This window comes from Aquitalea sp. (assembly GCF_030150775.1).
Classification (GTDB): domain Bacteria; phylum Pseudomonadota; class Gammaproteobacteria; order Burkholderiales; family Chromobacteriaceae; genus Aquitalea; species Aquitalea denitrificans.
The window spans coordinates 62,913-78,077 of the sequence record NZ_JASLFG010000047.1 but is presented as its reverse complement, the minus strand read 5'-3'; the positions used below and the strand labels follow the sequence as shown (position 1 = coordinate 78,077).

Here is a 15,165-nt window from a genome sequence, read left to right as displayed (position 1 = left end):
GGTCAAGCAGATGACCACCGACGCCGACGGCAACACCAACCTGGCCGCCAACGCCATGGCCCACGCCGCGCTGGGCGCACTACTGGCCGCCGCCAAAGGCCAGAACACCACTGCGGGCGCAGTGGGAGGCGGCATCGCTCCCATTACCGCAGACTTGGTGATGAACCAGCTCTACCCCGGCAAGACGGTAGCCGAACTGAGCGAAGAACAAAAACAAACCGTGGCTGCCCTCACCACCCTCACCGGCACGCTGGCGGGGGGCTTGACCACTGGAAATTCGGCTGGGGCGGTGACGGGTGGACAGGTGGCGAATAATGAGGTGTTGAACAACACCTTATCGCCCAAGGAAATCAACACCCTGGGCAAAAAGCTTCAGTCTCAATGCGGTACGCTAAGTGGCGGCTCGAAATCGGCGTGCGAAAATGGCTTGATTACGGCAGCTGTCAAAGAAAGTAACCGCAGAAACGACTTTAGCCCGGAATATCAAGCCGCATTTGACGCCACATTCAACAAGGCGATGGCAGATGTTTCCACCATCTGCAAAGCCAATAGTCAGTGTGTTACTGAAGTAGCCAATAGCCTATTGATGGCACGCCTAAGCTGCAGTACGGTAGAGTGCGCCAATGACCACGCGGGAGGCGCTGTCCGCAATGCTGCGTTGCGCTATGGCAGTGTGCTGGATGTTGGCAAACTGGCATTGGGTGATTTTGGTTGGCTGGTTGGGTTGAAGGGGCCGTCTGCAAACTCGATGGCAAGTAGCGTTTCTACTGTGATAGAACCAAAAATTGCCAAACAAATGGCTGGCCGTGGCTGGACGGAAGCTGAGATAAATTCAACCATCAGCAATCCAGCAAAAACAGTAATAACTAAAGATACTCGATTTGATCCAGTGGCTGGAACTCGACTCAATGATCCAGCTACTGGATATATTGCAAACGATGGTTCATATGTTGTGCGGAATGACAGGACAGGGCAAATTGTTCAAGTGTCAGATAAAAATGACCCAACATGGAAAGCACCATGGTAAATAAAGATAAATTCTACGGCATCTCGCTGGATGAAATTGGCTTACCTACACGATGGATTGGCAATGTTCCATTGTTTAATCAAGATGATTGCATGAGATTAATAAGTTATTGCGAAAAAAACGATTTTGGCATTCTTGGGGTGGAAGGATTTAATGTAACAGGAAGCTCAAGAACGCCTAATATGGAGGCCATTATAGATTTTTCTGAATTGATGAAATTAGACAAAATACATTTTAAAGAAAAATCAGCATCAATCGCTAGAGATTTTGTATCAAATTTTGATGACTCTAGTGTCGAGTTTGAGTTTGTGTTGATAAGGTAGGTTCTGCAAACTCCGCGGCTCAAGCTGCAAATAGTGCAGTGGGAAATCTTGCGGAGACACAGACCGCACTGGCAACACAAATTGCTGACCTGCGGGCAACATTGCCATCAGCGTCAAGGTCTGGTGGCAACATGGGCGTTGCACAGATTGACATCCCCGGCATTCAGCCGACAATGGCGGCGTCTAGCAGAGTGGATGTGCCAACTGCCACACAGATTTCCAATGGATTCGTTGGATTGGTTCCAGAGACATTTCCGAGTACTGTTGTATCAACCGGAGGCGCATCGCCGGTTCAATTACTGCGCAACGTAGACTCTGAAGCGAAAATTCTGAATAACGTTGCTGCGCAAATTGGGGACAATACAGCAGCTACAGGGACGATTAATTTGTTAACTGAGCGCACTCCGTGCGCAAGTTGCTCAAACGTGATTGACCTGTTCAGAGCCAAGTATCCAAACATTACGGTTAATGTCTTTGACAACAACGGAAAAGTAATTCTACCCACAAAAATCGGACAGTGAAATGGCGGCATATTATAGCGAAGATCGGGTGACATATCAGATGCTCAAGGAGTGGGCGTTGAACAGTTATTTCGATTTTTGTAGAGATCGGGGAATAACTATGGGAATGTCGCATTTGGAAGTGATTGGATATATCGATTACGACTTTGAAGACGGCTTCCAGCGCCCTATTGAAGACCTGATGTGGAGGGTCATTCTTTTAGTTCTATCCGGCGGGTGGCATTCAGAATGGTGCCATCTTACTCGTCAGTTGATTGTCGATAAGCTTGCCGAGCACAGTCTAGAAAATCTTCTCGTTAACATTCCTGTCGATGAGGCTGAAGCGTTTCAGCATGACCTCAAGATTCTCAAGTTCATCTGAGCGCTATTAACTCAGTGTTAATCTAGAAAATTTAATTACAGTCTTGAGAAATTTCATTGCAAGAACTGTTCAAACCTCATCGTTTAAGTCGCGGAGATTTGGCAAAAAGCCCCTCCTTGTTGGGGCTTTTTGCTGCCTACTCGGTTTGCGTCATCATTTCCATCATGCGCAGGTCGAAAAAAACCTCCACCCTGCAAACCCGTGCCGTTATTTGTCTTACAAAATGTATTACGGTTTGACTTTGGCTGAAATGCTTACATGGTGCGGGTTTGTCGCCCCTTTATGGGGCGGCGTAATGTGTGTTGAGATTATGGAGGTATTCTTGGGGCTTTTTTTGGTCAGGCAGTATTGCGGTGGACGGGTTCGGCACTTAATAGCAATAGTATCAATAATACCATCTCAAATTTTCCGTCATTTGTTGACACCGAGACTAGCGCGCTACGGAAAATTTCTGCTTACATCTCCGTTGATACCGGGTCTGCCACACGCATGGGGCGGATTGATGAGCTCGTAGCAAGTAATTACAACCGCTTACTGACCCAAGATTTGAGTGCGCAGGGCTATGTATATCGTGGCGTAAATGCAGACATGATCAACATTTATGAGGCTCAGGGAGCGATCACCGGACGCGGTGGGTCGCCGACCTACTTCTCACTTGATGTTGGTGCTAATGGGGGAGAACACATGCTTGGGGCGCAAATGCCTAGTTCGCCGCAAGTTATGTTGAAAATCCCTACCAGCGCATTGATCAACCCCACGGTCCCACGGCCGGCCTGGGGTAGCGCCACAAGTGGATGGGAGTACTACACCAGTTCCTATCCGAAGTGGGGATATGGTGGCTTTAGACAATTCACGGGAACGACAAATTCATTTTCACGTCAGTGGATTGTTCCGGGATGGAGTAACTGATGAGTGCTACTGATGTGCAGTTTATACAGGGCGTTATTTCCGAGGTGCAGCGAAGTGACCGCAACTTTTCAAGGGAAGTGCTTGCTAGCTGTTACTACGAAGACCTTAAGCTACGAGGGATTGTGGAGTTGGCTGCAGTCTCAGAGATGTGGATTGATCTGTATTGGGAAAGGCTTAGCAAAATTTCGTTTGATCAGCTTGCACAGACAGCGAAGTCTACACCGAAGCTAACCAAATTGCTAATTGAGTTGTTCGGAAAGTGAGTCTTTTAATTTAACAAAAGCCCTGCCTATCGGCAGGGCTTTTGTCTGTCAAAAATGCTGAATCCTCTGCGAAACAAGTTGCAAATGTACCTTACAAGCCGAGCTGGCTGGCTAATATAGATAAAGGTAATCAGTTTAATAAGCAGCAAAGTAATAACATCAATGCGCAGATTGCTGAGACGCAGAAAGAAATTACCACCCTCAACCAGATTGGCAATAACGCAGTCACAACCAATATCCAGCATGAACAAGGGGATGCCAGCAATAACGCATTCACCTTCGCTGCTGAAATCACCGGTGCCAAGGCGCTGGGTAATGTAGTTCTGGATGGCCTGGCTGCACTTGGTACAAGTGGTGCGTTTGGCACTCTGACAAAGACGGCTGGTTCTGAGAGCAACGCAGGGAAGCTGGTATGGTCAGAGCTGGGAGCGGATGGTAAGGTGCTGTCTGGGGCGGCTGCAAACCCTAGCGTGCAAAGCATAGTTAAACAGTCCGCCAGTACGGTTTCACCAACTGTGCAAGCCGCACAGCTACGACAGGCTCAAATGTTGCAATCGGACACTGGTTATAACTTGAGTCCAATTGCTTGGGATAGTTATCCCACCATCGGCAGACATGGTACGTATGTGACAGATCAAATAACTATTAATAATTACTTTGGCAACATCTCTGGCGTGTCGAGCACTACCATAACAAAATCACAAGCAGCGCAAATAGAGGTTGACATGGGACTTCAGCCGGGCTCGTTGCAAAATGGCTTCAAGGTTCGTCAGGTTGATTCAATTCAAAAGATGCAGCCGAACAGCCCTCTTTCTGGAAATGAATACTTCATGGGAGCAGGCAATCATCTTCCTAGCGGCTCGCCTGAAATGGTTATTCAATCAATACCAACGACGGATACGGCAACCGTAAAGACAATTTTAAACGTGAAGGTTCAATAGATATGAATTCGTTGAATGGATATATTGTAGTTAATGATATTGCAGGCTCAAGCGCGGTAGTATCGACAGGAAACAATTTGCTAATTAATGATTTACTGAAATTTGGATTTCAGCCCAATGCTGAAAAATTATGCATTGATATTGAATCAGATGAACATCGGCAAATCATTGTTAAATATTTAATATCAAAGGGTGCATTATTTTCTTCAGGAAAGGACTGGAGTCCTGAAGAGTTGGTGAAGTACTACAAAGAGATTGGAAAATTGAATTGCGAGTTCAAATCAATCAGCTGGACGGCTCCCGGGGTGTATAAAATAATTTCAAATCCTTAATCTAATTTGCTTTTCGCCCTGCTAGCGCAGCAAAATCCGCAGCTAAGGCGGCCAGCCCGACGTTAATACAATTGAAAACGGCTTTGTTGCACAAATCAGGGCTTGCGTTCGTCCGGTAGAATGACCGCATGAGCAAGCCCCTTCCTCCCAAGTACCAAACCATCAACTGGCAGTCCTACAACCAGTCCCTCAAGCAACGAGGGCAGCTCCTTCTCTGGCTCGACAAAGACATGAACTGGTTGGCACCGGCTACCGGCAGGCGGGGACGGCAGCCAACTTTTTCCGATGCTGCCATCCAGTTCTGTCTCACCATCAAATGCCTCTTTGGCCTGGCGCTACGCCAAGCCACAGGCATGGTCAAAAGTATGTTGCGCCTGGCTGGACTTGACTGGGCCGTTCCCGACTTCAGTACGCTTTCCCGTCGGCAGAAAGACCTGCAGGTGCGCATCCCGGTGCAGAAGAAGCAGGGGTGTCTGCATCTCCTGGTGGATAGCACCGGCATCAAGATGATGGGCGAAGGCGAATGGAAGGTGAAAAAGCATGGCGCTGACTACCGCCGCCAATGGCGTAAACTGCATCTGGGAATTGATGCGCAAACGCTGGAAATCCGGGCAATGGAAGTGACCGACAATCGCACTGGAGATGCCACTCTGCTGCCAGAGTTGCTATCGCAAATTCCGGCGGCAGAGGGACTGGTGACAGTGACCACGGATGGGGCGTACGACACACGCCTATGTCACGCAGCGATTGCAGAGCGTGGGGCGGCGGCCATCATTCCCCCGCGCAGAAACGGCCAATTCTGGAAAGGGAGTTCACTGGGCAATCAGGCTCGCAATGCGTCGCTACGCTCAGTGAAGTATCTAGGGCGCACACTCTGGAAAAAGTGGAGCGGCTACCATCGCCGCAGTCTGGTCGAAACGAAGATTCACTGTTTCAAATTGCTGGCAGACCGAGTTAAGTCACGGGACTTTGACCGGCAGGTGGCGGAGCTTCAAATCTGTGCAGCGATTCTAAATCGCTTCACAGCACTGGGCACGCCGCAAACGGTCCGCATGGGATAAGTCCGTCTGGGGATTGGGGTAGTGCGACCTGCGGCTGATTTGTGCAACAAAGCCCATCGTTTGCATCATTCTTGTTGCCCTTCACATACCTTTCGCTTACGTGCAGCGGCCCACAGCTTGACGACTTCCTCAGGGGTATAAGGCAAGTTTGCGCCTTGCTTGGCGTCGGTTTTCTTGCTCTTGGTGATGTGTAGCACTCCGTGGAATGGATCCCCCTTTGGCCGATTGGGTCTGAAGGTCAAGGTGCCGCTGCCAGCGTAGGGCTTCCTCGGTCAGTGCGTTCGCATTGCCTCTGGCTTCCGCAATCTGGGCTTTCAACTTGGCAATCAAGGGGGCTGCTTCACGCTCGGCAGTGTTCTTGAGTGGAGTCCCAAGGGATTGCACAAAGCGGAGTTTGCCGAGCTTCTCGCGTACATCAGCGGGAACGGTCAGCACTGCGTACCAGAGGTTACGCCGTCTTTCTAGGTAGGCCATTTCTATTGCGTGTGAAATTGATTTACCACACGGTTTTACCACACGGTTTTACCACACGTAGATGGCCTTCGACACCATTATTTCAATGATTTCATGGAGTTGATCGACCCATGGCGGAATGTCCCTCCCTCTCCGCCAGACACTCCAAATACCCCAAGCTCTTGTTACAAGACTTGGGGCTTTTTGTTTCTGGCTTTTCCAGCCCGCTACGGATGCACAATGCCGCTGCAGCCACACTCCCATTCCCAGCACAATCTGGCTGCCAGTCCTGACACAACAAGTACGTAGCCTCAAACCTATCGCCCCAGCCGATTCCTCCTGACTGACGCGTACGTCCATGTCGCGCAATTTTATTGCGCCGATTCCTTGCGACATCTCCCACCGCAATTCTCATGCTCTGCACCAGCTACATGCAGGGTTCAACAGGCATCGTAACCGAGCTGGGAGATTACGCTCCAGATCAGGGCAAGGCTGGCCACACCGCCGTGCCAGCTAGCGATCTAGCATCCTCACTTTAAATAAAACCGTCACTTTAAAGCCAGTTTCTTTCAGAAAAGGTAATTGATAATTTTCATATATTAATGTGCACATGCAGCATAAATTCAATAATAAGCGAAAATTCAGCAGAAAATGCCACATTGTTGCAACATACCAACATTAATAAATAAGTGCTTTTATATCTAATTTTCTGACATTTCCTAGTAACAAATACCTCCTGCGTGCCACATTCCACCTTTAATTTATGTAGTTAAATTACTACATACATCAGTGCAAGTATGTAGCAAACACACTACATAAAATGAATTTGACCATAAATAACACAGAAATTAACAATGTCCCTGCTTTTGCGGTGGCTAAGTCCGGAATAAATACCGAACACCAACCAGCAATGAAGTAGCAAAACAACAAACGAGACAATTGGAGAAGACAAGATGCAAAACAAACTTATTGCTCTGGCGGTGATGGCTGCCTGCGCCGGTTACGCTCATGCTGATGATGGTGTCACCATTTCCGGTTTCGTCCGTGCCGGCGTACTGCAATACAGCGCAGCGGCAAATAGCGCCTGGGGCTACACCACCAATCCCGCAGCAGCATCCACTACCAATGTGGCAGGACGTGGTCAGATCAATTTCAATGGCGAAGAAAATCTGGGCAATGGTTTGAGCGCCATTTTCCAGGTAAATAACCGTTTCTCTCCTACAGGTAGTGGCTACGATGAAATGGGTAAGCAGGCCAACATCTTTGCCAGCGATGACAGCTTTGTCGGCCTGAAAGGCAGCTTCGGTATGATTCGCGCCGGTAAGGGTACCGGCAACGTCGAGGACGGCAAGTTCGATTACAGCGTATGGGCTGGCCCGGACAACCATCTGGGCTGGTATGGCGGGGTGACCGGCAACAATATGGTCCGCTACGACCTGCCGGGTAATCTGGGTGGCCTTTATGGTGGCGTACAGTTCTCCACCGATGAAAACAAAACAAGCAGCAACAGCGGCACCAACCGTTACTCGGTACTGGCAGGCTTTAGTGGCGGCAACTGGACGGTATCCGCCAACTATGGTGCCTCCAGCAACACCACCAACAGCAATGCCAATAACACCAGCCAGCTGGGCAGCAACCGCCAGCTACACCTGACGGCCAACTACAAGCCGATTGATACGCTGGAACTGGCCGTGGAATACCAGCGTAACAAGCTGGCCGATGACAGCGTGATCAACGCAACCTCGCTGTATGCCTACTACACCATCGGCAATACCCAGCTTGGCCTGCAAACCGGGGTTCGCAAGGACAATTCGCCCGCGCTGGTACAAGGCACGGAGAAATACGTCAACCTGCTGCTGCACTACAACCTGAGCAAGCACACCATGGCCTACATCGAGCTGTCACATGACAAGCCACAAGCAGGCGGCAGTGCTCGCAATGGCGAGCTCATCGGCCTGTCCAAGAGCTTCTGATCCGCTAGTATTCCCTCGAGTCAGTGAATCCCTTCAGGCCTGCATCATGCAGGCCTTTTTTATGCATGCAGCCAGGTTTTCCCACTGCTAGAATTTGAGCGCAATCCACATGGTGTCTGTACTGGTATTTGCTGCCATAGTCAGTCACCCCCAAGGAAAGCAGCTCACCATGCCACCATCCAGCACTCAGCAAAAAGCCTCTTCCATCGCACAAGACCCGCGCTGGCAACTGGTATTGCAACGCAGTACAGCCGCAGACGGACACTTTGTCTATGCAGTCCGCACGACCGGCATTTATTGCCGGGCCAGCTGCCCGTCGCGCCTGCCCAAACCGGAAAACGTGGTGTTCTTTGCTGATGGTCACACCGCCCGTGCCGCCGGCTTTCGCCCCTGCCTGCGTTGCACGCCCGATCAAGCATCTCCCCAGCAGCGGCAGGCCGACCTGATTACCCAAGCCTGCCAGCATATTTCCGTGCTGGATGGAGCCCCCAGCCTGCAGGTACTGGCAAGCGAGGCTGGCATGAGCCCTTATCACTTTCACCGCCTGTTCAAGAAAACAACCGGACTGACACCACGCGCATACGCCATGGCAATTCGCCATCAGAAGCTGCAGCAAAAGCTGGCAACGGCTAACAGTATTACCGATGCCATTTATGATGCTGGCTATCAATCCAGCAGCAGCTTCTATGCCGAATCCACCCAGCGACTGGGCATGACTCCACGCAACTTCCGTGCAGGTGGAAGCCAGGTCTCCATTCGCTTTGCCATCGCCCCGTGTAGCCTGGGTGCCATTCTGGTTGCCCAGAGCCAGCTTGGTATCTGTGCCATTTTGCTTGGCGATGATCCGGCAATACTGCTGCAACAATTGCAGGATCAATTCCCCAAGGCAGACTTGCAAGGAGACGAACAGGCATTCGAACAGCAGATGGCGGCAGTCATCGCACTGATAGACAACCCGCGGTTGGGGCTGGAACTACCTTTGGATATTCGCGGTACCGCCTTTCAGCAGCGCGTCTGGCAAGCACTGCGCGATATCCCCCCGGGCCAGACAATGAGTTATGCCGAACTAGCCGCCAAAATAGGTCAGCCAAGTGCCGTCCGTGCAGTGGCCCGCGCCTGTGCCGCCAATACACTTGCGGTAGCCATTCCCTGTCACCGTGTCATTCGCCAGAATGGCGAGCTATCCGGCTATCGCTGGGGTCTGGCCCGCAAACAGGCTTTACTGAAGCGTGAGGAAAACAATTGATAATGAGGATTTTCAAGCATGCAGGATGAGCTGTTTCCGGAAAGCTGGCAGCGTCCTGTGCAGCAGCTCTCTCCAGGTATTACCCTGCTTCCAGGCCTTGCTCTGGAAGAAGAAAAGCAGATATGGCAGGACGTGCAGGCAGTTTTGCAACAAGCTGCATTACGCCAGATGCAAACGCCGGGAGGCCGGACAATGTCTGTCTCAATGAGCAACTGCGGTGCCTTGGGTTGGGTCAGCGGTCATGGTGGTTATCGCTACTCCCCAACCGACCCTGACAGTGGCCTGGCATGGCCAGCCATGCCTCCACGGCTTGCCATGCTGGCGAGTCAATGGGCTGCTGCTGCCGGTTTCAACGGGTTTGACAGTAATGCCTGCCTGATCAACTGCTATGTGCCGGGCTGCCGGATGTCCTTGCATCAGGATCGGGATGAGCGCGATTTCTCACAACCCATTGTTACCCTGTCACTGGGGCTGCCTGCACGTTTCATGCTGGGCGGCATCCAGCGCAATGATGCTTGCCAGATAATCCCGCTGATTCATGGGGACGTACTGGTATTCGGTGGCCCCGCTCGCTTGTGCTTTCATGGCATCATGCCGCTAACCGCAGGGGCTCACCCCCTACTGGGCAGTCGTCGCATCAGCCTGACCTTCCGCCGGGCTTGACCGGCCAGCAACAAAAAAGCCCGCCTAGGCGGGCTTTTGCTCAAGTACCGGATAATCAGCGCGGGTAGGCTTGCAATACCAGGCTGGCATTGCTGCCACCAAAGGCAAATGAATTGCTGATGGCGGCCTGCAGCTGCGGTGCCGCCACACCCTTGCCGAATACATGCTGCACCCGACAGTTTTCATCCGGCTGCTGACAGTTTGCCGTAGGTGGAATCTGTCGGCGATGCAAGGCCAGCGCCGTGATGGCCGTCTCCAGCCCCCCGGTTGCACCCAGCAGATGGCCATGCATGGACTTGGTTGCACTCACCTGCAGGCCGGGCGTCCTCTCCCCCCAGATAGTCTGCAATGCTTCACACTCAACCACATCACCCACCTGGGTGGCTGTACCATGGCTGTTGCAATAGGCTATCTGCGCCGCAGCAAGACCTGCATCTGCCATGGCGGCACGCATGGTGCGCACCTGGCCGGCGACATCGGGCTTGGTGATATGCGCAGCATCACTGCGACATGCATAGCCATCCAGCGTGGCATAAATGCGGGCACCACGTGCCAGCGCATCGTCCAGGCGCTCCAGGATCAGAAAGGCAGCGCCCTCGGCCAGCACCAGTCCGTTGCGCGTCTTGTCATATGGCCGGCATGCCTGTTCGGGATGCTCTCCTTCGGGACTGGCCAGCACCTGCATCGATTGCCAGGCGTTGATGATACCGGGCAGCAGCATGGCTTCCGCACCGCCAGCAATCGCCTGGCTGATTTCGCCGCTGCGAATCGCCCGCATTGCTTCACCCAATGCAATAGCGGAGGACGCACAGGCTACAGAGTAATTCACCGACGGACCAGTAATGCCAAAACGCATGCTGATATGCCCGGCCGGAGCATTGGCCATGCTGGCAATCACCGAAAGCGGCGACACCCTGGTACCAGTCTGGTAGAAATTCTGGAAACCCTTGTCCAGCGCCGTGCTGCCCCCCATGGCACAACCGACATAAACGCCGACCTGCTCACGGTCATCCGGCAAGGCAAGCGCAGCATCCTCCAAAGCCTGGGTAGCGGCAGCCACGGCCATCTGGCTGACACGATCCACCCCTGACATCTGCAAGCGGGTAAACCAGTTGGCCGGGTCAAAATCCACCGCGCCAACGACTGCAGGCTTGCAACCGGTTACATCGCTCTCCACTCGCCGGATTCCGGACTCGCCTTCCATCAGCTTGCCGAATACATCGTCAAGCCGGTTGCCAAGCGGCGAAATCAGACCGATGCCGGTAATGGCAACAACCGTCTTCATTGCTTGACTGCCATGTGGCGGTCAACCAGGTTGGCCAGTTCTTGCAGATTGGCCACATGGGCTTCCTCTTCGGGAATGGAGACATCGAAGTGTTCTTCAATGGCGAACAGCAGCTCGATCTGGCCAAGGGAATCCAGGCCATACTCGCTCAATGCACGTTCAGCTTGGACTTCTTCGGCTTTTACGCCAAATTTTTCAACAATCAACTGCTGGATCTGCTCAATAGTGTTCATCACAATGCCTTGCCCGCACAGTCCGGCATCGGGATTGCGCATGGAGTAGTATTTTTCATGTGGTGCCATTGTATGCCGCTACCCCATGAAAATTTATGGTCTTTCTTGTCGAGTTTTATGCCAGTTGTTGACAGGCAACAGATGGCTTGGCCAACTCGAGGAAAAGCACAAAATATGGCGTAACCAGTCCACCACTATAATGTCATTACATGATTCTACGCGATCATGCAAAAAGCCAGCACCCCGTGCTGGCTTTTATTGGCCCACGGGTTTGGCTCAGACAGCTTCTACATCATTGTGCACATCGCTTTCACGTAGTACTTCCTGTGCCCATACCACCGAGTCGATGTAGTAGCGGCAGGTGTGTTCCACTTCAAAATTCAGCACCTTGCACAAGGCATTGATACGCTGGTCATCCCCCTGCTCGCAAGCCAACGCCAACGCAAGGTAAGGACTGAACATGCCCTTGTTCTCGACGACAGCATCACGCACGGTCGGCGGCAACTCCAGCGGGTCCAACACATCGGGAAAGGGCTGGTTTAGCAGGACATCCAGCAAAGAAAACATTCCAGTCAGAAACAGATGCTCGGCTTCCAGCTTGTTACCACGATAAGCACCCAGACGCTCCAGGAAGCGGGCGCGGATCAGGGATTTCTCCAGCAGTGCCAGTGCCGTTCCGTCTTCCTTCTTCGCCGTGAACAACAGCATGGACAGCCATTTGAACAGGGTTTCCCGCCCAAGCAGCAGCAGGGTTTCTTCAATGGTCTGCACTTTGCGCGACAAGCCATTAACCGGGGAATTGATAAACCGCAGCAGCTTGAACAACAGCACCGAATCCAGCTTGAACTGGGCTTCCAGTTCGCGCGGTTCCGCATTGGCGCGCAGCATGCGCATGATCTGCAATACCCGGGTCTGGTTGCTGTCTACCTTGCCACTTTCCAGACTGCGCACCGTAGCAATAAAGGGGCCATGGAATAATGCAAAACGGTTGCTGCCCGGTGCACGCAGGCAGATATCCAGGTCTTCGGCCGTACCGACATTACGAGCCATCCAGCGTGCATTGGGATAACGACGCGGCAACTGATCCAGAATCGGTGCCAATACGCGGGTGGACGGCGCAGCAAAGTCCAGCAGCATGAAGTCCATGCGGTTGAACAGCTCTGGCTGCAAGCGCTCTGCCAGTACCTGGCCATCAAAAGCCGCCGGTTCCAATGCAAAACGCAAACCCTTGCTGCGCAGATCGTCCAGCAAAGGCATGATTTCCACGCTGATCGGCTGGCTCAGGTCGGGCTCGAGTACAAAAATCACACTCTTGGCCGGCATCTGCAACAGCAGCGGCTCGGCCAGCGAACTGATGGAGATATGTACCAGTGCACGGCGGTAAGCCAGCAGACGGAAAACTTCCATGTTTTGCAAAGTGGTCAGCATCAGGCGGTCAAAATCCTGTTGCTTGCCTCCTTTCATGGCTGCTCCGGACTTGACGAAAAACTCGTAGGCCACCACGCGGTGCTGACGATCCATTACTGGCTGGTGGGCGACAAAGCCCAGCGTCGGCGGTAACTGGTCAATGGGATCTGGCTCGGCACTGTGCTTGACCGGCGAGGCTTCCAGTTCTTTTTCGACAGCGGCGATCTCGTCTGCCGGACTCTCTTCGCTTTTTTTAAGACGACCGGCCAAACCGCCAATCAGATTTTTAAACATGATTTGCTCTCTCTTGATGCCCGGCTGTCATATAGCCTCCATCCAGTCTAGCTGATTCGCCCCGGAATTTGCGGAGTATCCACTACCACATCACCGCACTGGGCACGATAACGCAGGGCATGATCCATCAGTACCAGTGCCAGCATGGCTTCGGCAATGGGGGTGGCACGAATGCCGACGCAGGGGTCATGACGACCATGCGTCTCCACCACAACTGGGTTGCCCTGCTTGTCGATGGAACGGCGCGGCTGGGCAATTGACGAGGTGGGTTTGATTGCCATCGAAACCTCGATGTCCTGCCCAGTGGAAATGCCTCCCAGAATGCCACCAGCATGATTACTGGCAAAGCCTTCTGGCGTAAGTTCGTCACCATGCTCGCTGCCACGCTGGGTCACCGCAGCAAAACCGGCCCCAATCTCTACGCCTTTTACCGCGTTGATATTCATCATGGCATAGGCGATGTCGGCGTCGAGACGATCAAATACCGGCTCTCCCCAACCCACCGGTACATTTTCTGCGACAACGCGCAAGCGCGCACCCACCGAATCCAGGCTCTTGCGGATGGAGTCCATATAGTCTTCCAACTGCGGAACCACGCTGTTATCGGCGGCAAAGAAGGGATTGGAATTCACCACATCCCAGCTCTTGAACGGAATTGCCACTTCGCCAATCTGGGTCATGTGGCCACGAATCACTACACCGTAGCGCTCATGAAGCCATTTCTTGGCAATGGCACCGGCAGCCACGCGTACCGCGGTCTCTCGTGCGCTGGAACGACCACCGCCACGCGGATCGCGCACGCCGTACTTGTGCCAGTACGTATAGTCTGCATGACCGGGACGGAAGGTTTCAGCAATATTGCCGTAGTCCTTGGAGCGCTGGTCGGTATTGCGGATCAGCAAGGCAATCGGCGTGCCGGTGGTCTTGCCTTCATAAACGCCAGACAGGATTTCAACCGCATCAGGCTCGCGTCGCTGGGTGACATGCCGGCTGGTGCCGGGCTTGCGACGGTCCAGTTCCTGCTGGATTTCCTCTGCCGTAATGGCCAGTCCGGGCGGGCAGCCATCCACCACGCAGCCGATGGCCGGTCCGTGGCTTTCGCCGAAGGAAGTAACAGTAAACAGCAGCCCCATGGTGTTGCCTGACATCTTGATTCGTCCCTTGTCATTTCATCTGGTTTGGCCTGATTCTAGCACGGCAAAACCATCCTACGATGACCAAGCTAAACCGGCCTGGCGCCGACGGAACCAGCCGGTTACCGACAGGCGTTGCTGCGTGCCCGGCAATACTTCGTGCCAGAAGCGATCAGACAGGAACAACACCAGTGTCCCCGCACGCGGAGCCACATCCACCGACTGCGTGCAGTCTGCATCCAAATACAGTCGCATCTGGCCACCGGCGTTATCCGGCCAGTCCTCATTCAGATACAGGACCGCAGTCAGCGCACGGGCGTCATCGTCGCGGAAGCGGTCCAGGTGCTTTTTGTAAAAACTGCCCGGTGGGTAGACGGCAAAATGGGATTCCAGATCCTCCAGCCCCAGATAAAAGGCCTGGTTCACAGCTTGGCGTACCTGATCGAGGGTGGAAAAATAATGTGCAACAGCAGGTTCGGCATCCGCAGGCTCCAGCCACAATACCGAATCGGAACGGATTTCGCTGCGTCGACCTTGCTGATCGGCACGCCCGATGGCAGCCTCGTGAAAGCGGCCATCTTCCCACTGTCCGAGGCAATACTGCTGAAGCTGTCGGATGGCTTCTGCACTAAACAGGGCATGATCCACCACCCAGCCATGTTCGGCCAGTTGATCGATGATGGTATCCAGCCGGGCTGGGGCGATGTCGGTTTCTTGATTCATTGGCGCATTCTCCACTA

17 protein-coding genes are annotated in these 15,165 nt (G+C 52.9%); 11 read left to right on the top strand and 6 right to left on the bottom strand.

Annotation, left to right across the window (positions count from 1 at the left end; translation table 11 throughout):
- From QVF59_RS16380 to QVF59_RS16345, 8 genes are all read left to right on the top strand, one after another.
- A partial coding sequence (locus tag QVF59_RS16380; RefSeq protein WP_287881320.1) for a colicin E5-related ribonuclease occupies positions 1-1,027 on the top strand: 1,027 nt, incomplete at its 5' end.
- On the top strand, positions 1,021-1,350 hold the full coding sequence (locus QVF59_RS16375) for a hypothetical protein (RefSeq protein WP_287881319.1): 330 nt from the start codon (positions 1,021-1,023) through the stop codon (positions 1,348-1,350). The genes QVF59_RS16380 and QVF59_RS16375, both read left to right, overlap by 7 nt.
- A 38-nt stretch (positions 1,351-1,388) precedes the next feature.
- Positions 1,389-1,871: a deaminase domain-containing protein gene (locus QVF59_RS16370; protein ID WP_287881318.1), complete on the top strand. Its 483-nt coding sequence runs from the start codon at positions 1,389-1,391 to the stop codon at positions 1,869-1,871.
- Between the two features lies 1 nt (position 1,872).
- Positions 1,873-2,232 (top strand): hypothetical protein, encoded by a 360-nt coding sequence (locus tag QVF59_RS16365; RefSeq protein WP_287881317.1) that lies wholly within the window; start codon positions 1,873-1,875, stop codon positions 2,230-2,232.
- 908 nt (positions 2,233-3,140) lie between these two features.
- Positions 3,141-3,404, top strand: coding sequence for a hypothetical protein (locus QVF59_RS16360; RefSeq protein WP_287881316.1), 264 nt, complete (start codon positions 3,141-3,143; stop codon positions 3,402-3,404).
- Between the two features lie 41 nt (positions 3,405-3,445).
- A complete protein-coding gene (locus QVF59_RS16355) occupies positions 3,446-4,345 on the top strand; it encodes a hypothetical protein (RefSeq protein WP_287881315.1) in 900 nt (299 codons plus the stop codon).
- A gap of 2 nt (positions 4,346-4,347) precedes the next feature.
- The gene (locus tag QVF59_RS16350) at positions 4,348-4,677 is read left to right on the top strand and encodes a hypothetical protein (RefSeq protein WP_287881314.1); all 330 of its coding nucleotides are present in this window, start codon (positions 4,348-4,350) and stop codon (positions 4,675-4,677) included.
- Positions 4,678-4,805: 128 nt separating this feature from the next.
- Entirely contained in the window at positions 4,806-5,738 is a 933-nt protein-coding gene (locus tag QVF59_RS16345; RefSeq protein ID WP_287881313.1) for an IS5 family transposase, read from the top strand.
- A gap of 129 nt (positions 5,739-5,867) precedes the next feature.
- On the opposite strand, the gene QVF59_RS20860 is transcribed toward QVF59_RS16345, so the two are convergent.
- Complete coding sequence (locus QVF59_RS20860; RefSeq protein WP_353851348.1) at positions 5,868-6,212, bottom strand: DUF6538 domain-containing protein; 345 nt, start codon at positions 6,210-6,212, stop codon at positions 5,868-5,870.
- A 932-nt stretch (positions 6,213-7,144) separates the two neighbouring features.
- Between QVF59_RS20860 and QVF59_RS16340 the strand changes: the two genes are divergently transcribed.
- From QVF59_RS16340 to alkB, 3 genes are all read left to right on the top strand, one after another.
- On the top strand, positions 7,145-8,164 hold the full coding sequence (locus tag QVF59_RS16340) for a porin (RefSeq protein WP_287881312.1): 1,020 nt from the start codon (positions 7,145-7,147) through the stop codon (positions 8,162-8,164).
- Between the two features lie 169 nt (positions 8,165-8,333).
- Positions 8,334-9,410, top strand: a complete 1,077-nt coding sequence (gene ada, locus QVF59_RS16335; protein ID WP_287881311.1) for a bifunctional DNA-binding transcriptional regulator/O6-methylguanine-DNA methyltransferase Ada — start codon at positions 8,334-8,336, stop codon at positions 9,408-9,410.
- Positions 9,411-9,428: 18 nt separating this feature from the next.
- On the top strand, positions 9,429-10,073 hold the full coding sequence (gene alkB / locus QVF59_RS16330; RefSeq protein ID WP_287881310.1) for a DNA oxidative demethylase AlkB: 645 nt from the start codon (positions 9,429-9,431) through the stop codon (positions 10,071-10,073).
- 55 nt (positions 10,074-10,128) lie between these two features.
- Here the strand turns inward: alkB and QVF59_RS16325 are convergent, their stop codons facing one another.
- The 5 genes from QVF59_RS16325 to QVF59_RS16305 all read right to left on the bottom strand — a co-directional run bounded on the left by QVF59_RS16325 (position 10,129) and on the right by QVF59_RS16305 (position 15,148).
- Positions 10,129-11,358, bottom strand: coding sequence for a beta-ketoacyl-[acyl-carrier-protein] synthase family protein (locus QVF59_RS16325; protein ID WP_287881309.1), 1,230 nt, complete (start codon positions 11,356-11,358; stop codon positions 10,129-10,131).
- Complete coding sequence (locus QVF59_RS16320) at positions 11,355-11,660, bottom strand: acyl carrier protein (RefSeq protein ID WP_338024031.1); 306 nt, start codon at positions 11,658-11,660, stop codon at positions 11,355-11,357. The genes QVF59_RS16325 and QVF59_RS16320 overlap by 4 nt, the downstream gene beginning before the upstream one ends.
- 207 nt (positions 11,661-11,867) lie before the next feature.
- Positions 11,868-13,292, bottom strand: coding sequence for an EAL and HDOD domain-containing protein (locus QVF59_RS16315; protein ID WP_287881308.1), 1,425 nt, complete (start codon positions 13,290-13,292; stop codon positions 11,868-11,870).
- A 47-nt stretch (positions 13,293-13,339) separates the two neighbouring features.
- Positions 13,340-14,440, bottom strand: coding sequence for a chorismate synthase (gene aroC, locus QVF59_RS16310; RefSeq protein ID WP_287881307.1), 1,101 nt, complete (start codon positions 14,438-14,440; stop codon positions 13,340-13,342).
- Positions 14,441-14,500: 60 nt separating this feature from the next.
- Positions 14,501-15,148, bottom strand: coding sequence for a 2OG-Fe(II) oxygenase (locus QVF59_RS16305; RefSeq protein WP_159878992.1), 648 nt, complete (start codon positions 15,146-15,148; stop codon positions 14,501-14,503).
- Between the last annotated feature and the right edge of the window lie 17 nt (positions 15,149-15,165).